The organism is Streptomyces canus 299MFChir4.1, assembly GCF_000383615.1.
Lineage (GTDB): Bacteria > Actinomycetota > Actinomycetes > Streptomycetales > Streptomycetaceae > Streptomyces > Streptomyces canus_C.
This window is the reverse complement of sequence record NZ_KB911595.1, coordinates 208,258-224,229: the sequence shown is the minus strand read 5'-3', so window position 1 is coordinate 224,229 and position 15,972 is coordinate 208,258. Positions and strand designations below refer to the sequence as shown.

Sequence of the window (15,972 nt, the reverse complement as noted above, 5' to 3'; positions counted from 1 at the left end):
CCCGCCACGCGTCGTCAGCTCCCGTGCTGTGTCGGGGTCGGGGGCAACCTTCGGGCCCCGGACGGGTGTGGGCGACTGTTCCCCGCCGCGTCCCGATGGGCTCCTGTGCTGCCTCGGGGCCGGGGGCAAGCCTAGGGCCCCGGCCGGGTGTGAGCGACCGCACCCCGCCACGTCCCGTTAGCCCCCGTTAACCTGCTGGCATGACCGTGAATCTCGAAGTCGCCGAAGGCGTCGGCACCATCCGTCTCGACCGCCCGCCCATGAACGCGCTGGACGTGGCCACCCAGGACCGGCTCAAGGAGCTCGCCGAGGAGGCGACCCGGCGCGAGGACGTGCGCGCCGTGATCGTGTACGGCGGGGAGAAGGTGTTCGCGGCCGGCGCGGACATCAAGGAGATGCAGGCCATGGACCACACCGCGATGGTCCTGCGCGCCCGCGCCCTCCAGGACTCGTTCACGGCCGTGGCCCGCATCCCCAAGCCGGTCGTCGCGGCCGTCACCGGATACGCCCTGGGCGGCGGCTGCGAGCTCGCGCTGTGCGCGGACTTCAGGATCGCCGCGGAGAACGCCAAGCTGGGGCAGCCCGAGATCCTGCTCGGTCTGATCCCCGGCGCGGGCGGCACCCAGCGCCTCGCCCGGCTGGTCGGCTCGTCCAAGGCGAAGGACCTGATCTTCACCGGCCGTATGGTCAAGGCCGACGAGGCGCTGACGCTAGGCCTCGTGGACCGGGTCGTACCCGCAGACGAGGTGTACGCCGAGGCGCACGCCTGGGCGGCGAAGCTCGCGCAGGGACCGGCGATCGCGCTGCGCGCCGCGAAGGAGGCGATCGACACGGGTCTGGAGACCGACATCGAGACGGGCCTCGCGGTGGAACGCAACTGGTTCGCGGGCCTGTTCGCCACGGAGGACCGAGAGCGGGGCATGAAGAGCTTCGTCGAGGAGGGCCCCGGCAAGGCGAAATTCCTCTGAACCACTTGCAATTGACACGATGTCTGATCCGGGTCCCTCGATGGGGCGGATTATGGGAGCCTTAAAGCAACCTTAAGTCTGCCTTGTCGAGGGAGTCCGTCGATTGCCTCCCAGTGAGCCTCCGCCGCAGGTCAGAAGGGCTGTTGAGGCCGCCGAAGTGCCTTTGGCATATGCCGATCGGTCCCTTCGGAGCGGCGCATTCCGGGGGGCGTATTCGTCAGGAACGGCCCCGGAGAACGCTGTGGGCGGCCATGATGGGGGCATGGCGGGGCTGGAGGGTTTCGAACAGCCGCGGGGAGACAACCGTCTGACGGCGGCACGCTGGTCTCCGGCGGTCGAGGACGAGCACGCACTGAAGGCGCTCGAACTGTTCGGAAACCCCACCGAGGCCGAGGTCCCGCTGCCGTCCCGCCCGGAGTCCGCGGCGACCGCGCGCCGCTTGACCCAGGTGATCGTCCTTCGGCACTGGGGGCTCACCCCGAAGATGACCGAGGACGCGGTGTTGCTCGTGTCCGAACTCGTCGGCAACGCGGTGCGGCACACGGGGGCGCGGGTGTTCGGTCTGCGGATGCGACGCCGGCGGGGGTGGATCCGGATAGAGGTCCGTGACCCCTCGCGCGGACTGCCCTGTCTGATGCCGGTGCAGGAGACGGATGTCAGCGGGCGGGGACTGTTCCTCGTGGACAAGCTGTCCGACCGCTGGGGCGTCGACCTGCTGCCGCGCGGCAAGACGACGTGGTTCGAGATGCGGGTGGCCGAAAGGTAGCCGGTGGGTCGGTCAGCGGCAATCACCGGCATAACCCCTTAAATGGGGCGCGTGACCGCTACCGAACGTCGAGCCGTGCTGCTCGCCACCGCCGGGCTGGCGTTGGCCGCCGGATGTGCGACCAGGAACGCCGTCGCCCCTCCCGTGCACGCCTCCAGCAGGGCTCCGGCCCCGCCCGCGCCGCCCGCCCAGCCCGCCCAGCTCACCCACGGTCCCCGCGACCGTCCCCGGGTCGCCCTCACCTTCCACGGCGGCGGCGACCCCGCCACCGCCCGCGCCCTGCTCACCGAGGCCGAGAAGCACGGGGCGCGCGTCACCGTGCTGGCCGTCGGGACCTGGCTCGACGCACACCCCGACCTCGCCCGCCGGATCCGCGACGGCGGCCACGACCTCGGCAACCACACCCTCCGCCACCTCGACATCAACGCGATGTCCGAGGCCGAGGCCAGAGCGGAGATCGCCGGGTGCGCGGAGCGGCTGAAGCGGCTCACCGGGTCGGTGGGGTCCTGGTTCCGCCCCTCCCGTACGCCCACCGCCTCCCCCCTCGTGACGCGGCTGGCCCAGGAGGCCGGCTACCCCCACGTCCTCTCCTACGACGTCGACTCCCTCGACTTCACCTCGCCCGGCGCCGCCGCCGTCGCCCGCAAGGTCCTCGCCGAGATCCGCGAAGGATCCGTGGTGAGCCTGCACTTCGGGTACGACGACACGGTCGCCGCCCTCCCCGTCGTACTGGAAGAACTCGACCGGCGCGGCCTGGCCGCGGTGACCACCACGGAGTTGTTCAGCTGATGCCTCCCACCCCACTGCAGCGCACCCTCGTCAAGAGCACCCTGATCGCGGGCGCCGCGTTCCTCGCCCTCGCCGCCTGCGGCACCGGGGCCAAGGACGGGGCGGACCAGGCCCGTGGCACCAAGGCGGCCGTCCCCGCCCCGGCGAAACCGGCGAAACCGGTCAAGGCACAGGTCCACGGGCTGCCCGGGATGCCCCCCGTCCTGGACCCGCGGGACGTCTACGCCGCCGACCGCCCGAACAAGCTGTCACCGGTGGTCAAGGACTTCCCGTCGCGGGTCTACGTGCCCAACACCGAGTCCGACACCGTCTCCGTGATCGACCCGAAGACGTACGAGATCATCGACACGATCCATGTCGGGCGGCAGCCCCAACACGTCGTGCCCTCCTGGGACATGAAGACCCTCTGGGTCAACAACGACCGCGGGAACACCCTGACCCCGATCGACCCGAGCACCGGGAGGGCGGGCAAGCCCGTCGAGGTGCACGACCCGTACAACCTCTACTTCACGCCGAACGGCAGATACGCCGTCGTGATGGCCTCCCTCGACCGTGAACTCGTCTTCCGCGACCCGCACACCATGGAGCGGAAGAAGACCGTTCCGGTCAGCTGCTACGGCGTCAACCACGCCGACTTCTCCCTGGACGGGAGGTACTTCATCGTGTCCTGCGAGTTCAGCGGAGAACTGCTGAAGGTCGACACCGAGAAGATGAAGGTGATCGGGCAGCAGAAGCTCCCCTTCGCCGGGGCCATGCCGCAGGACGTCAAGGTCTCGCCGGACGGGAAGCGGTTCTACGTCGCGGACATGATGGCCGACGGGATGTGGGTCCTGGACGGCGACACCTTCGGCAAGCCGACGCTGCTGCCCACCGGCAAGGGCACCCACGGCCTCTACATCAGCCGCGACTCCCGCGAGATGTACATCTCCAACCGCGGCGAAGGGACCGTCTCCGTCTTCGATTTCGCCGAGAACAGGCTCACCAAGAAGTGGCGCCTGCCCGGCGGCGGCAGCCCCGACATGGGCGGCGTCTCCGCCGACGGCAAGGTCCTGTGGCTGTCCGGCCGCTACAACGCCGAGGTCTACGCCATCGACACCCGCACCGGCGCCCAGCTCGCCCGCGTCAAGGTCGGCAGCGGACCGCACGGACTCGCGGTGTACCCCCAGCCGGGGCGGTACTCACTCGGCCACACCGGCATCTTCCGCTGAGCCGTCGACGCCCCGCGGGGCCGGGGCCAGCAGCACCGCCTCCGCGCCCACCGGACGGTAACCGGCCGCCTGGAACGCCCGCATGCTGCGGGCGTTCCCCGGGGAGACCTGGGCCCACAGCGGCTCCGCGACCAGATGCCTGGCCGCGGTCACCAGCGCCCGCCCGAGCCCCCGGTGCCGTACGTCCTCGTCCACCTCGACCGAGACCTCCAGCCGGCCGCCGACGCCCCGCCCCGTCACCAGCACCCCGCCCTCCGCCGTCCAGGCGCGAACGTCGTCGCGCCGTCTGCGGGCGTACGCGATGCGGGGATGGTTCGCGTCCTCGATCTCCCGCAGCGCGAACGGCGGTCCGCCCGGGAGCGGGTCACCGACCAGCATCGCGTCGACGGTCTCCGACCTGCGCCCGGTCCGGTCCAGGAAGGCGGTCAGGAACCGCGGGTTCAGGGTCGCGGCCAGCGGGTCGCAGTCCAGGCCGCGCAGGGTGGCGTGGACCCACGCGGGATCCTCGTCGGTGAACACGACCGAGTGCGCCGTGAAGGACAGCACGCCGGCGTCCCGGTGACACGCCTGCGGTACGACCGTCGTGCCGCCGTCCGCGGGCGGGAACACCCCGCGGGCCGCCGCGTCGAGAATGTCCCGCAAGGTCTCCATCACACCGCTCCCCGAGTCCGCGCCCTTTGGAAGGCCCACAGTCGCAGACATGATCGAGCACGGCACCGCCGTTTCCCCGGTGGGCGCCGCACCGGAGGTCGGGCCGGGCCGCTAATCTGACCTGCGGCAGCAAGCCAGCAGGACACGACAAAGGCAAGAAAAGGGGCGGACCGGTGGCGCACATCGACATCGAGGAAGCACGCAAGCAGTTCGAGCGGATCGATGCGGACGGTGACGGCACCATCACCGCCGCCGAGTTCAAGTCCGCCCTGGCCCAGGGCGGCGACTGGAACGTGACCGAGTCGGTCGCCGAGGCGATCATCAAGAGCCGCGACCTGAACGGCGACAAGCTCCTGTCGTTCGACGAGTTCTGGGCCTTCCTGAACAAGTAGGGCCGACGCGGAAGGGGGCGCCCCGAAGCCGAAGGGCGCCCCCTTCGTCATGCCCGGCCCCGGCTCCGCAGCCTGACCGTCCAGCGGCCGTCGTGGCGCTCCAGGACCAGCGGCAGGTCGAAGCACTTGCCGACCTGGTCCCCGGTGAGCACCCGGGATGCCGGGCCCCGCGCGAGGACCCGGCCCTCGCGCAGCAGCATCGCGTGGGTGGTTCCGGGCGGGAGTTCCTCCAGGTGGTGGGTGACCAGGACCGTCGCCAGCGTCGGATGCCCGCGGCGCAGGGCATCCAGAGCGTCGATCAGCTGCTCGCGGCCCGGCAGGTCGAGGCCGGTCGCCGGTTCGTCGAGCAGCAGCAGTCGCGGCTCCGGCATCAGCGCGCGGGCGATGAGCGCACGGCCGCGCTGCCCGTGCGAGAGGGTCGGCCAGCGGGCGTCGGCGAGGTCGCCGAGGCCGAGGGTGCCGATGAGCCGGCCGGCCCTGTCCCGCTGTTCCTGCGTCGGCCGCCAACGGGGGAGCGGGGCCACGGAGTTGGTCAGCCCGGTCAGGACGACGTCCCGGACCCGCAGAGGTGCGGTGAGCGGATGACGCGGATCGACATGACCGACCTGGGCGCGCAGCTCCCGCAGATCGACCCGGCCGAGCCGGCGGCCCAGTACCTCGACCGTGCCGCGGGTGGGGTGCACCAGGGCGCCCAGCAGGCTGAGCAGCGTGGACTTGCCCGCGCCGTTGGCACCCAGCAGCGCCCAGTGCTCGCCCGCCCGGACGGTCAGCGAGACCTCCTGGAGGATCGGCCTGCCGTCCCGGACGACGTGCACGTCCTCGGCGCGCAGGACCTCCCTCACCGCAGCGCCCGGTTCGTCGCGGACAGCACGGCCCGGACGGCGGCGGCCGGGCCCACACCGGCGCCCCAGGCCGTCCTACGGCCGTTGACGCGGCACTCGGCGTAGGCCGCCGTGCCGTCCTCGGCGAAGTCGACCACCTCGACGGCGTACCCGGCACCGGCGAGCGCGTCCACGAAGGCCGAGAGCGCACTGCCGCCCGTGCCCTCGTGGTCGCCGACGCGGTCGTCGCACTCCAGGGTGCCGACGAAGCGGTGGACGCCGGGCGCCTCCTCGTACGCCGTCGCGTCGCGCAGCCGGACCTCGCCCTCCGTGAGATAGCGGGCCCGGAACAGCTCGTACAGCTCCTTCGGGTTCATCTCCCGGCCGCTCGTGTCGGTGGCCTCCTGGACGGCCCGGGAGAAGTCGGGGCGCATGCGGGGCGGCAGGTCGAGGCCGTGGCAGGTGCGCAGCAGATACGCCGCCCCGCCCTTGCCCGACTGGGAGTTGACGCGGATGACCGCCTCGTAGGTGCGCCCGATGTCGGCCGGGTCGATCGGCAGGTACGGGACCTGCCAGGGCTCGTCCGGGTGCTCGTCCCGGCGGGCGAGCCCCTTGCTGATGGCGTCCTGGTGGGTGCCGGAGAAGGCGGTGTGGACCAGGTCGCCGGCGTACGGGTGGCGGGGGTGCACCGGCAGCCGGTTGCAGTGCTCGACGGTCGCCTTCACCGCGTCGATGTCGCCGAAGTCGACCATGGGGTCCACCCCCTGGGCGTACAGGTTCATCGCGAGGGTCACCAGGTCGACGTTGCCGGTGCGCTCGCCGTTGCCGAACAGGCAGCCCTCCACCCGCTGGGCGCCGGCCAGCACGGCGAGTTCGGCGCAGGCGACGCCGGTGCCGCGGTCGTTGTGCGGGTGGACGGAGAGGATCACGCTGTCGCGGCGGGCCAGATGGCGGTGGACGTACTCGATCTGGTCGGCGTAGACGTTCGGGGTGGCGATCTCGACGGTCGCGGGCAGGTTGTGGGTGACGGGCCGGTCCGGGCTCGCGTCCCACAGCTCCGTCAGCCCGTCGCACAGCTCCAGGACGAAGTCCGGCTCGGTGAGGTTGAAGGTCTCGGGGGAGAACTGGAAGCGCACGGCTGTGCCGTGGAGCCGGTCGGCCCGCCGTGCCATGTGCGCGGCCGCCTTCCGCACGGTCCGCCACACCTGCTTCCGGTCCCGGCCGAGGACCACGTCCCGCCACACCGGTGAGGTCGCGATGTACAGATGGACGACGGCACGCGGCAGGCCCGCGATCGCGTCGAAGGTCCGGTCGATCAGGTCGGGGCGGGCCGGGGTGAAGACGACCGGAGTGACGTCGTCGGGGACGGCGCCGCCGGTCACCAGGTGCCGTACGAAGTCGAAGTCGGTGCGGCTCGCGGAGGGATAGCCGACCTCGATCTCCTTGAAGCCGGTGCGCACCAGCAGCTCGAAGAAGCGGCTCTTGCGGGCGGTGTCCATCGGCTCGGCGAGGGCCTGGTTGCCGTCGCGCAGGTCTACGGGGACCCAGAGGGGGGCGCGCTCGATGCGGGCGCAGGGCCAGGCGCGGTCGGTGACGGGGACGTGGACGCGGTCCTGGAAGGGGAGGTAGCGGTGGAACGGCATGGGGCTGGGGCGCTGGGGGTTCCAGACGGAGGTCACGGGGTGTCCTTCGGCTCGGTCGCTCGACGGAGACCGGCAGCACGGCGTCCCGCGGCGGGGTGCCGGTCGCGTCAGGCCCCGCCGCGGCAGCCGAGGAGAAGGAGACCGCGGAAGATCACGGGAGGTAGGCTAGTCACTCCTCAGGTCCTCAGACAAGTGACAATTGACGGAGTTCCCGTTTTTCGCCCCGCACGAGTTGGTGAACCAGAGATGCCGCTAGGCCCCGTCCGTCCCAGCCCCCTGGTCGAACAGGCCGCCGAGCGGCTGCGCGCGCAGATCACCGCCGGGCACTGGCCCGTGGGCGCGAAACTGCCGGGCGAGACGACGCTGGCGAAGGAACTCGGCGTCGGCCGCTCCACGGTCCGCGAGGCGCTGCGGGCGCTGGCCGGGGCGGGGCTGGTGCGGCCGCGCCAGGGCGCGGGGGTCTTCGTCACCGCGACGGAGGCGGTGGCGGACTGGCCCACGCGGCTGCGCCGGGCCGCGGTCACCGACGTCTACGAGGTCCGCATGGCGGTGGAGGTCCACGCGGCCCGCCTCGCCGCGCGCCGCCGTACCCCCGAGGACGTGGCGGTGATGGAACGCGCGCTGGAGGGCCGGCGGGCGGCCTCCACGTCCTCCGACGCGGACTTCGTCGACGCGGACATCACCTTCCACGCGGCGGTGGTCGCCGCCGCGCACAACCCCGTACTCGCCGACCTGTTCAGGGAGTTCAGTCCCGTCCTGCGCGAGGGCCTGGTCGAGCTGCTGGCCCTGACCGGCCTGCGCGACGACGACCCCAATACCGCGGACGAGGCCCACGCGGCACTGGTCCGCGCGGTGGCGGACGGGGACGCGGAGGGGGCGGCGGAGATCCTGCGGGCGGAGCTGGAGGATCCGTTCGCGGGCTAGACGATGTCCAGCGGCTGGTGCGGCCCCTCGGGCAGCTCGACCCCCACGGCATCCCCGGCCCGCACCACGCCCCCTCTGACCACGACACTCATGATCCCGGACCGGAACAGCGCCCGGCCGTCCTCACTCCGGCCCACGACCTGCTTCATCAGCCCCTTCTGGAACCGGTCGATCTGCGCGCACGGATTCCGCAGCCCGGTCACCTCGACGACGGCCTCGCCGCCCAGGTGCAGCAGGGTCCCCGTCGGCAGCCCCAGCAGATCGACGCCACGCGTCGTCACGTTCTCCCCGAGCTCCCCGGCCGCCACCTCGAAGCCGGCCCGGCGCACCTCGTCGAACAGTTCCTCGTGCATGAGGTGCACCTGCCGGAGGTTCGGCTGCGAGGGGTCCTTCCTCATCCGGAACCGGTGCTTGACCGTCGCCCCGCCATGAACATCCCCCTCCACCCCGAACCCGGCGAGCAGGGTGATGCTCTCCCGGTTCGGCTTCGTGAAGGAGTACGTCCCGTTGCTGCTGACCGCAGTGATCTTCCCGCCCATGAGGCAAGCCTACGAGCGGGGCGCGGGTCAGGCGTCGGTGGCCCACTCGCGCAGGGCCGCCTTGCTCGCGAAGTCGGCGACGTTCTTGTCCACCGGGTCGTCGGTGTACTGGTGGAAGCGCCACTTCGCCTTGATACGGGGCTTGCCCGCCGTGACGTAGTCGGCGATCCAGAGACCGTCGCCGGCGTACGAGGTGGTGTCGACGTTCAGCCAGAAGTGCCGGTTCGTGTAGAGAACGACCCGGTTGTTCGGGCGGAGCTGCCGCACCTTGCGGATGAAGGAGTCCTTCTCCGCGTTGCTCGCGTGGGTGCCGTCGCCGGTGGTCTCCCAGTCGACCGCGAGGATGTCGCCGCCCTTCTCGGGGGCGTGTTTGACGAAGTACTCGGCCTGCGCGGTGAGGTTGCCGGGCCACAGGAAGTGGTAGAAGCCGACGACCAGCCCGGCGTCACGGGCGTGCTTGGTCTGCGCAGAGAACTTCGGGTTGGTGTAGGAGCGGCCCTCCGTCGCCTTGATGAAGGCGAAGGAGAGCCCTTCGGTGCTGAAGGCGGAGGACTGGTAGGCGCTGACATCGATGCCGCGGAGCATGTGGGGGCTCCCTGAAGTGAGAGTGGGGGAACGGGAGTTGATGATGCCCCACTTGCCCGGCCCGGGAACCACGACCGCGCCCGTGCCCCGGTCCGAGCGACCCGGCAGCCTCGCCGACCTCAGCATCCGTGCGGTCGGAGGAGGAGAATACGGGGGACACGCCGTAAAGGTCTGTCATGCCCGGAGTACGGCGAATGAACGCGGGGCAGCACGACGTGATCGTGCATGGATCGACGCGCGGAGTGCTCGGCGTGGGCGGGCAGGACACGAATTGCTGGGTTCCTGCACACCCTGGGGGAGGAGTGGACCGACGCACCCCTGGATCTGCGTTCATGGTGCCGCAGTATCCGGTTTGGGGGTTGAGGGCTCGGATGTGTTGAAGTCTTTCGGGGTGGGTGATGCCCGGAATGTCATTCTGGGACTCTTCGGATGGCGCGATGATGCATATGCCGGTTTCCTATGAGCGGTCGCGACCTCGACTGAAACGGTGGCAAGCCGGCGGGAGCTGATGCGGTTTCGCAGTACTCCCCTGGCTCCGCGTCCCGGCCACGAGCCGACCCTGAGGCCATTGCCGCGCTCGTGGAACTTGTGGCCCTGGTCGCGGCGTCCCGCAGACCGCGGGACACAGCAGCGTCCGCAAACACGATGGCCCACGGATCGTAGGGCGCGACGGGATCGGCGAGTTCGTCCAGCGCCTCCTCCAGCTGCGCGGGCGGAGACCGCGACATCTGCGGGAGCGCCATCCGGTCGCGGCGCTGTCGGTCGTATGTCCCCGCTCCCTTCGAGAATTGCGGCCGCGTCGCCGCCACCCCCTCCGCGACCTGGACAGCGCCGGCGTCCCGACCCGCCAGGACACACTGAGGACCGTGCATCTGACTCGGCTGTCCGTATGAGAGGCGTCCGCCGTCTCTGGCAGTCCCGCGGGGGCAGTCGGACACCTCGGTGAACTGGTGATGGTCGACATGGACACGGTTGTCCTGCGCATCGTGCGCGTTGACCGCCGCGACAACTCGACTCCCTGTACAGGGCTTTGGGATGCCGAAACGGTCGCTGGGAGCCCTCTCGTGCCCCACATGCCCGCTAAACTTCGCACCGGTCCGGTGACGAGGAGGGGGCCTTGACCGCAACGTCAGGCAACAACTCCACGGAGCGGACGGGCGAGCCCGTGCGACTGCCGATGGATCTGTGCGACAACGCCCCTGACTGGCACCGGTGGGTCGCCCAACAGGTAGGAGCAGCTGGTGGCGGTGCGCGGGACCCCGAGGCGGCGCTCCGCGCCTTCGTGGCAGAGCGGTTCGGCCCCGACGTCCTTGACACACACGACTGGGCCTACACACCAGGCAGCGGCCGTATGCTCGATCACCTGCTCGGATCGGTACCCAGGACACAGCGCGGCGCGGTTCTCCCGACATATCAGCGGGTGGCCGGCGCGCTGCCGGACGGCGCTCCGGTCACCTCGATCGACGTCGCCGCGCCCGACTGGTCCCGGGCTCACTTCACACCACCGACTCACGAGCCGCGCCTCCTTGTCGTCAACGCCTTGCACTCCAACCCCCTTGCGTCCAGCCTGTCGCCCGGGTTCCTGACCGACGTCGCGGGGTATGCCCAAAGCACGGGGCTGCTGCTGGTGGAGGACGATCCGTTCCGTGGGATAAGCCCGCGGGACGACCGGTGGCCGACACTGCTGTCGCTACATCCGCGGGGCACCGTCTATCTGGGCAGCTGGACGAAGGTACTGGGGTGGCCGGCCAAGATCGGTTTCGTCGGTTGGCCGCGTGGCTGCCACGGCGCCGAGAAGCTGCGTGCCGCCGCGCCGACTGCCGAAGCGTCCGCTCTCGTCGATCTCGCGGCGGTGCTGGCGACTGACCGGGCGGTCGGGATCCGTCGCCGACGCGATGCCCTGCTCACGTCCCGCCGCGCCGCCTTGGCCGCGATCCTGCGCAGGCTCGACTGGCCATTCGTTCAGCCGAGCGGCGGCGCCCATCTCGCGCTGCTCACCCGACAAGACGTGCGGTTGCGAGACATCCTGGCGGCCGAACGGATCGGCGGGCTGGACGCCGTGCAGTTCTATCCGCGGTCCGCCCCACGGCCGTCCCGACCCTTCCTTCGGCTAGGGCTGTCCAACGTGACCGAGCAGGACTGGGACGACCTGATGGCCGCTCTGGAACGCGTACTGGCCCCCTTGGAGGCCGACTTCCGCGATTTCGGTTCGGTGGACGACCAGTGAGCGAGAGCGCTCGAAGTGAGCGCCGGGGCTGACCGCTCCACCTGCTACGGCCGCCCTTCATCCGACGGAGGAAGCGATGATGGCATTACGTGCAGCCCGCCTGTTCGACGGAGTCAGGGGCGTGTACCTGAGGTCCCCGCTCATCGTGGTCGAGGACGGTGTCATCGTCGCGGTGGACGAGTGCGGGGCTTCCCCGGCCGGGATGCCGGTCGTCGACCTGGGTGAGTGCACCCTCCTGCCCGGTCTCGTCGACGCCCATGTGCACCTTGTGCTGCCCGGGGTGCCCGATCCTGTCGCCGCGGCTGCTGTACCGGAGGCCACGTTGCTCATGAACGCCCGCCGTGCGGCGGCAACTTGCCTCGACGTCGGGATCACCACGGTCCGCGACCTCGGAGACCGCGACTACGTGACCCTCCGGATCCGGGAAGAAATCGCACTCCGTCCTGATACGGGGCCGCATCTCATGGTGTCCGGACCGCCGATCACCACCGCTCGGGGCCACTGCTGGTTTCTCGGCGGTGCGCTGGAGAGCCCTGCCGGACTGACCGAGGCCGTCCGGGTCCGTGCAACGCGTGGCGTCGACCTCATCAAGATCATGGCCAGCGGCGGCGAGATCACCCCCGGGAGCCGCTCGTGGCAGCCGCAGTACACGGCAGCCGAATTGCGATCGGTGGTCGTCGAGTCGCACCGGCTGGGGCTTCCGGTAGCCGCCCACGCGCACGCGGTCGACGCCATGGAGCGGGCGTTGGCGGCCGGTGTGGACACCGTCGAACACGGCACGTTCCGTACGCCGACCGGCGTGGAGCCGGATCGACAGCTGATCGAGCGCGTCGCCGAGGCGGGTCTGCCTGTGACCGTAACCACGGGGTTCTCTCCGGCTGGCCCGCCGCTCGACGAATCGGCCCGCGTGCGGATCGTGCAGACTCTCGCAGCGGCCGTCGACATGCGGGACGCCGGCGTGCGGATCGTGTGTGCCAGCGATGCCGGCATTTCCGACCAGAAGCAGCACGGGCTGCTGCCTCACGGAGTCATCCGGCTGGTCGAGGCCGGCTTTTCGCCGGCGGAGGCGCTACGGGCCGCCACATCGACCGCTGCTGAAGCGTGTGGTCTCGCACGGAAGGGACGTGTTGCCCGCGGCTTTGACGCGGATCTCCTCGCGGTGACCGGTGACCCGCTCAGCGACATCACCGCGATCCTGGCCGTCGCGGCCGTCTACCGCGGCGGTCGGCGTGTGCGGTGCTTCGGGTCGAAGAACACTCCAGAATTCCGCTTCCAATAGGCCCGAACCTCTCTGGAGTTAGATCTCCTGCAAGTGTACGCTCATTCCAACGCTGGAACGGAAAGGGGATCTTCGTCCGTGATTGTTTCCTATCGGCACGATTTCGTCTTTGCCTCGAACCCCAAAGCCGCGTCGACCAGTATTGAGACCGCCCTCGTCGCCTTCCAGGAGCGAGCCGACCTGGACGCGATCGAGTGCCCGGGTTACTACACGGCACGACATATGCCTGCGGTGGAAATACGAGAGCGGATTGGTCCGAGCCAATGGGACCGCATGTTCACCTTCGGGGTGGTACGCCATCCCTGTGACTGGTTGGTGTCCCAGTTGACGTACAACTACCGCCGCCTGGGTCTTCCGGTGCCGCACGGGCGTCGGCTGACGGACCGTGACGTACGGCACGTCCACGCCATTCTGACCGACAGGCGGGGCCAGCCGGCCAGCGCCAGCGGGAGCCAGTGGGCATTCCTGTGCTCGGAGGCCCGCGCCCCGGTTGTCAGTGCCGTCGTCACGCTCGAGAGTCTCGACGAGGGCTGGTCCGGGCTGCTGGACCGGGTCGACGCTGCGATCCCGCCGCTTGAGCGGCTGAATCGGACCGGTCATCCGGACTGGACCGACTGGCTCGACAGCAGCGCCCGCCGAGCCGTCGAGGCGCTGTGGGAAGACGATTTCGACCTGTACCGGCAGGCCGGAACATCGAAGATGGTGGACGGGCGCAGCGCCTGATTCCCTCTTCGTCCGTTCCCGCCGTAGTCACCGTCTCAGTCCTCCTGTGACAGGGCCTGTGCGACGGCCTCGCCCGCGCCCTCCACCTCGGTCGGCGAGCGCGATTCCAGGATTTCGGCCCAGGTCGGCAGGAACGAACCGCGGAACTGCTGGAAACCCAGCGGCCGGGCATGGAACCAGACATGGAAGTGAGCGTGCCCGTCCCCGGACCGATAGAGATGAACGCGACCGACGTTCCCGAGTCCGAGGATCGCTCGCTCTATGCGGGCGCACAACGGCCCGAACTCGGAGATCAATTCGCTCGGCATATCGGCGAACGATTCCCAGTGTGCTCGAGTATGCAGAATTACGGTGCCCGGAAACGGCGTGGGTCGACGCAATCGGAGTCGCCAATTCCGGTCGGTCCAGATGAATTCCTTCTCCGGGGCCGCGCAGAATTCACAGTTCTCCGGTCCCGACTCGCCCGGCCGGACGAGCTCCACGGCCTCGCCGACGAGGTCCTGGGGAAACACCGGCGACTTGAACGGAAACGTGGGAAACGCTGTGATGCCCGTCAGGTCGTCCTTGGGTCGGAACTGCGTCATGGCAAAGAATCCTAGACCGGCTCGCTCACCGATACAGCTCTTCGACCTCGGCCAGTCGAGCCACCACGGCGCGCATCTGCTGGAGGTCGTCGCGCCGTGCCACCATCAGGGCGTCGTCGGTGTCCACGACGATGCTGTCGGTGATACCGACGAGCGCGATCGCCCGCGGAGAGGTCTGAATGACGAGGTTGCGCGCGCTGTCCGTGGTGACGATAAGGCGGGTGTCCGGGACCACCACGACGTTTCCAGCGTCGTCCGTCGACCGTGCGGCCAGGACTGTGTACAGCTGGTCCCAGCTCCCGAGGTCGCTCCAGCCGAACGATGCGGCCACCACGAGGAGGTTGCGTGCCCGCTGGGTCAGCGCGTAGTCGATCGAGACCGCTTCGGCGTCGGCGTACACCTCGTCGACGAACGCCTGCCCGGTGCCGTCGGCAGGCCACAACAGACCGCTGAGTCGTGGGACGTGCGTCGCGAGGCCGGTCTCGAACGTGTCGACGTGGAACGTGTAGTAGTTGGCGTTCCAGAGGTACCGGCCCGACGCGACGAACGAACGTGCCAGACCTCTGCTGGGCTTCTCCGTGAAGCTCAGAGCGCGGTGGACCGTGGGCCCACCGGCTTCCCGGCCGCCGTCCCCCAGTTCGATATAGCCGAAGCCGGTGTTGGCCGATGTCGGCACGACTCCGGCCACCACGATGACGGGCCGGGCGGCGGCGCAGGTCGCTGCGGCCATGACCATCGCGCGGAACTCCGCCGCCTGCCCAACATAGTGATCAGACGGCAGATTGACGATCACGGCGTCAGGGCGGCGCGCCCGGATCAGCGCGGCCGCTACGGCCATGGCCGGCGCGGTGTTGAGCGCTCGTGGTTCGACGAGCAGATTCTCCGGCGGCAGTTCGGGAAGCTGTGCGCGCACCAGACCGGCGTACCGCCGACCCGTGACGACGATGACCCGCTCGATCGGCACCAGGCCGTCGAGCAGTAGGACGGTTTCCTGCAGCATGGTGCGGCCGCTGCCGGTCAGATCCAGAAACTGCTTGGGCCGCTGGGAGGTCGACAACGGCCACAGCCGTGTCCCGGACCCCCCCGCCAAGATGATTGCGTGCAGTGCGTCCAAGTCGAACCTCATGCCGTCCACCGTCCTCACCCGAATGGAGGGACTCGCACACAACGGTCAAACGTGCCACGCAAGTTGGGTCCGGGCGGTACCCTACAACGGCGGTTTCGAGCCCTGCGGTGATTCTCACCCAGGCCCGTCGAACCGCTGGGCCCGCCGCGTCGAAGGAGTCGTTCCATGCCCGAGCACCGCGACTACGACTACAACGAAGAGGCGCGGAACTACGACGCGACCCGGGGCGGCGACGCCCGCGCGACCGCCGCGGCGAACGCCGTTCACGAGCTCTTGCCGGCCGGATCGCGGATCCTCGACATCGGCGGTGGCACCGGCCTTGTGGCGAACTTCCTGCTCAAGCTTGGCCACGAGGTCACGGTCATCGACTCCTCCGCCGAGATGATTCGGATGTGCGAGGCCCGCGGAACCGTGCCCGCGGTGCACGCCGACGCGACCTCATTGCCCTTCCCCTCCAGCAGCATCGACAATGCGATCATGATCTGGCTGCTGCACATCGTCGAGGACCCGGCCCCGTTCATTGCGGAGATGGCGCGGGTGCTGAAGCCCGGCGGACGGTTTGTCACCACGGTGGACAAGCTCCAGAGCAGCAAACCGGGCCACACCCGGGCGCGGACCGACGCTCCTGAACTCATCTCCCGGCTGTGCCAGGAAGCCGGCTTGGCCGAACAGGCGCCGTCGAGTTTCGTCGGCTACGGCCAGCAGGGCGAACCGGTGTACCAGCTAGCGGTCTTCGAGCGTATCTAG

The 15,972-nt window shown here is 69.9% G+C and carries 17 protein-coding genes; 10 read left to right on the top strand and 7 right to left on the bottom strand.

Annotated elements, in window-relative coordinates; translation table 11 throughout:
* The first annotated feature begins 200 nt into the window (after window positions 1–200).
* The 4 genes from H293_RS0127905 to H293_RS0127890 all read left to right on the top strand — a co-directional run bounded on the left by H293_RS0127905 (window position 201) and on the right by H293_RS0127890 (window position 3,731).
* The gene (locus H293_RS0127905; RefSeq protein ID WP_020121121.1) at window positions 201–968 is read left to right on the top strand and encodes an enoyl-CoA hydratase/isomerase family protein; all 768 of its coding nucleotides are present in this window, start codon (window positions 201–203) and stop codon (window positions 966–968) included.
* Between the two features lie 157 nt (window positions 969–1,125).
* Window positions 1,126–1,734 carry an ATP-binding protein gene (locus H293_RS0127900; RefSeq protein ID WP_078612680.1) on the top strand — a complete coding sequence of 203 codons (609 nt, stop codon included), beginning with the start codon at window positions 1,126–1,128 and terminating at the stop codon, window positions 1,732–1,734.
* A gap of 42 nt (window positions 1,735–1,776) precedes the next feature.
* Window positions 1,777–2,523: a polysaccharide deacetylase family protein gene (locus H293_RS0127895; protein ID WP_028808256.1), complete on the top strand. Its 747-nt coding sequence runs from the start codon at window positions 1,777–1,779 to the stop codon at window positions 2,521–2,523.
* A complete protein-coding gene (locus tag H293_RS0127890; RefSeq protein WP_020121118.1) occupies window positions 2,523–3,731 on the top strand; it encodes a YncE family protein in 1,209 nt (402 codons plus the stop codon). The genes H293_RS0127895 and H293_RS0127890 overlap by 1 nt, the downstream gene beginning before the upstream one ends.
* Here H293_RS0127890 and H293_RS50090 read toward each other — a convergent pair.
* On the bottom strand, window positions 3,702–4,382 hold the full coding sequence (locus H293_RS50090) for a GNAT family N-acetyltransferase (protein WP_020121117.1): 681 nt from the start codon (window positions 4,380–4,382) through the stop codon (window positions 3,702–3,704). The two genes, H293_RS0127890 and H293_RS50090, sit on opposite strands and share 30 nt — an antisense overlap.
* Window positions 4,383–4,555: 173 nt before the next feature.
* Between H293_RS50090 and H293_RS0127880 the strand changes: the two genes are divergently transcribed.
* Window positions 4,556–4,774, top strand: coding sequence for an EF-hand domain-containing protein (locus tag H293_RS0127880; protein ID WP_020121116.1), 219 nt, complete (start codon window positions 4,556–4,558; stop codon window positions 4,772–4,774).
* Window positions 4,775–4,821: 47 nt separating this feature from the next.
* Here H293_RS0127880 and H293_RS0127875 read toward each other — a convergent pair whose 3' ends face one another.
* Complete coding sequence (locus tag H293_RS0127875; RefSeq protein ID WP_020121115.1) at window positions 4,822–5,616, bottom strand: ABC transporter ATP-binding protein; 795 nt, start codon at window positions 5,614–5,616, stop codon at window positions 4,822–4,824.
* Window positions 5,613–7,238, bottom strand: a complete 1,626-nt coding sequence (locus H293_RS0127870) for a 2-isopropylmalate synthase (protein WP_051138166.1) — start codon at window positions 7,236–7,238, stop codon at window positions 5,613–5,615. The genes H293_RS0127875 and H293_RS0127870 overlap by 4 nt, the downstream gene beginning before the upstream one ends.
* A 246-nt stretch (window positions 7,239–7,484) precedes the next feature.
* Between H293_RS0127870 and H293_RS0127865 the strand changes: the two genes are divergently transcribed.
* Complete coding sequence (locus tag H293_RS0127865) at window positions 7,485–8,162, top strand: FadR/GntR family transcriptional regulator (RefSeq protein WP_020121113.1); 678 nt, start codon at window positions 7,485–7,487, stop codon at window positions 8,160–8,162.
* Here the strand turns inward: H293_RS0127865 and H293_RS0127860 are convergent.
* Both H293_RS0127860 and H293_RS0127855 read right to left on the bottom strand, forming a co-directional pair.
* Window positions 8,159–8,701 (bottom strand): MOSC domain-containing protein, encoded by a 543-nt coding sequence (locus H293_RS0127860; RefSeq protein ID WP_020121112.1) that lies wholly within the window; start codon window positions 8,699–8,701, stop codon window positions 8,159–8,161. The two genes, H293_RS0127865 and H293_RS0127860, sit on opposite strands and share 4 nt — an antisense overlap.
* 27 nt (window positions 8,702–8,728) lie before the next feature.
* Window positions 8,729–9,286: a glycoside hydrolase family 25 protein gene (locus tag H293_RS0127855; RefSeq protein ID WP_020121111.1), complete on the bottom strand. Its 558-nt coding sequence runs from the start codon at window positions 9,284–9,286 to the stop codon at window positions 8,729–8,731.
* Between the two features lie 1,351 nt (window positions 9,287–10,637).
* Here H293_RS0127855 and H293_RS0127850 point away from each other — a divergent pair.
* The 3 genes from H293_RS0127850 to H293_RS0127840 all read left to right on the top strand — a co-directional run bounded on the left by H293_RS0127850 (window position 10,638) and on the right by H293_RS0127840 (window position 13,515).
* Window positions 10,638–11,513 (top strand): aminotransferase class I/II-fold pyridoxal phosphate-dependent enzyme, encoded by an 876-nt coding sequence (locus H293_RS0127850; protein ID WP_158694443.1) that lies wholly within the window; start codon window positions 10,638–10,640, stop codon window positions 11,511–11,513.
* A gap of 202 nt (window positions 11,514–11,715) precedes the next feature.
* Window positions 11,716–12,792 (top strand): amidohydrolase family protein, encoded by a 1,077-nt coding sequence (locus H293_RS0127845; RefSeq protein ID WP_199790204.1) that lies wholly within the window; start codon window positions 11,716–11,718, stop codon window positions 12,790–12,792.
* A gap of 78 nt (window positions 12,793–12,870) precedes the next feature.
* Window positions 12,871–13,515 carry a hypothetical protein gene (locus H293_RS0127840; protein WP_020121108.1) on the top strand — a complete coding sequence of 215 codons (645 nt, stop codon included), beginning with the start codon at window positions 12,871–12,873 and terminating at the stop codon, window positions 13,513–13,515.
* Window positions 13,516–13,550: 35 nt separating this feature from the next.
* On the opposite strand, the gene H293_RS50085 is transcribed toward H293_RS0127840, so the two are convergent.
* Complete coding sequence (locus H293_RS50085) at window positions 13,551–14,099, bottom strand: HIT family protein (RefSeq protein ID WP_020121107.1); 549 nt, start codon at window positions 14,097–14,099, stop codon at window positions 13,551–13,553.
* A 25-nt stretch (window positions 14,100–14,124) separates the two neighbouring features.
* Complete coding sequence (locus tag H293_RS0127830; protein ID WP_020121106.1) at window positions 14,125–15,225, bottom strand: mannose-1-phosphate guanylyltransferase; 1,101 nt, start codon at window positions 15,223–15,225, stop codon at window positions 14,125–14,127.
* 165 nt (window positions 15,226–15,390) lie between these two features.
* On the opposite strand from H293_RS0127830, the gene H293_RS50080 reads away from it, so the two are divergent.
* Window positions 15,391–15,972 carry a class I SAM-dependent methyltransferase gene (locus H293_RS50080; RefSeq protein WP_020121105.1) on the top strand — a complete coding sequence of 194 codons (582 nt, stop codon included), beginning with the start codon at window positions 15,391–15,393 and terminating at the stop codon, window positions 15,970–15,972.

Excerpts from the sequence above, each read along its gene's own strand:
- H293_RS0127905 (WP_020121121.1), top strand. The coding sequence starts at position 201 with ATGACCGTGAATCTCGAAGTCGCCGAAGGCGTCGGCACCATCCGTCTC.
- H293_RS0127895 (WP_028808256.1), top strand. The coding sequence starts at position 1,777 with ATGGGGCGCGTGACCGCTACCGAACGTCGAGCCGTGCTGCTCGCCACC.
- H293_RS0127890 (WP_020121118.1), top strand. The coding sequence starts at position 2,523 with ATGCCTCCCACCCCACTGCAGCGCACCCTCGTCAAGAGCACCCTGATC.
- H293_RS50090 (WP_020121117.1), bottom strand. The coding sequence starts at position 4,382 with ATGGAGACCTTGCGGGACATTCTCGACGCGGCGGCCCGCGGGGTGTTC.
- H293_RS0127870 (WP_051138166.1), bottom strand. The coding sequence starts at position 7,238 with ATGCCGTTCCACCGCTACCTCCCCTTCCAGGACCGCGTCCACGTCCCC.
- H293_RS0127865 (WP_020121113.1), top strand. The coding sequence starts at position 7,485 with ATGCCGCTAGGCCCCGTCCGTCCCAGCCCCCTGGTCGAACAGGCCGCC.
- H293_RS0127860 (WP_020121112.1), bottom strand. The coding sequence starts at position 8,701 with ATGGGCGGGAAGATCACTGCGGTCAGCAGCAACGGGACGTACTCCTTC.
- H293_RS0127855 (WP_020121111.1), bottom strand. The coding sequence starts at position 9,286 with ATGCTCCGCGGCATCGATGTCAGCGCCTACCAGTCCTCCGCCTTCAGC.
- H293_RS0127850 (WP_158694443.1), top strand. The coding sequence starts at position 10,638 with ATGCTCGATCACCTGCTCGGATCGGTACCCAGGACACAGCGCGGCGCG.
- H293_RS0127845 (WP_199790204.1), top strand. The coding sequence starts at position 11,716 with ATGCCGGTCGTCGACCTGGGTGAGTGCACCCTCCTGCCCGGTCTCGTC.
- H293_RS50085 (WP_020121107.1), bottom strand. The coding sequence starts at position 14,099 with ATGACGCAGTTCCGACCCAAGGACGACCTGACGGGCATCACAGCGTTT.
- H293_RS0127830 (WP_020121106.1), bottom strand. The coding sequence starts at position 15,225 with ATGAGGTTCGACTTGGACGCACTGCACGCAATCATCTTGGCGGGGGGG.
- H293_RS50080 (WP_020121105.1), top strand. The coding sequence starts at position 15,391 with ATGCCCGAGCACCGCGACTACGACTACAACGAAGAGGCGCGGAACTAC.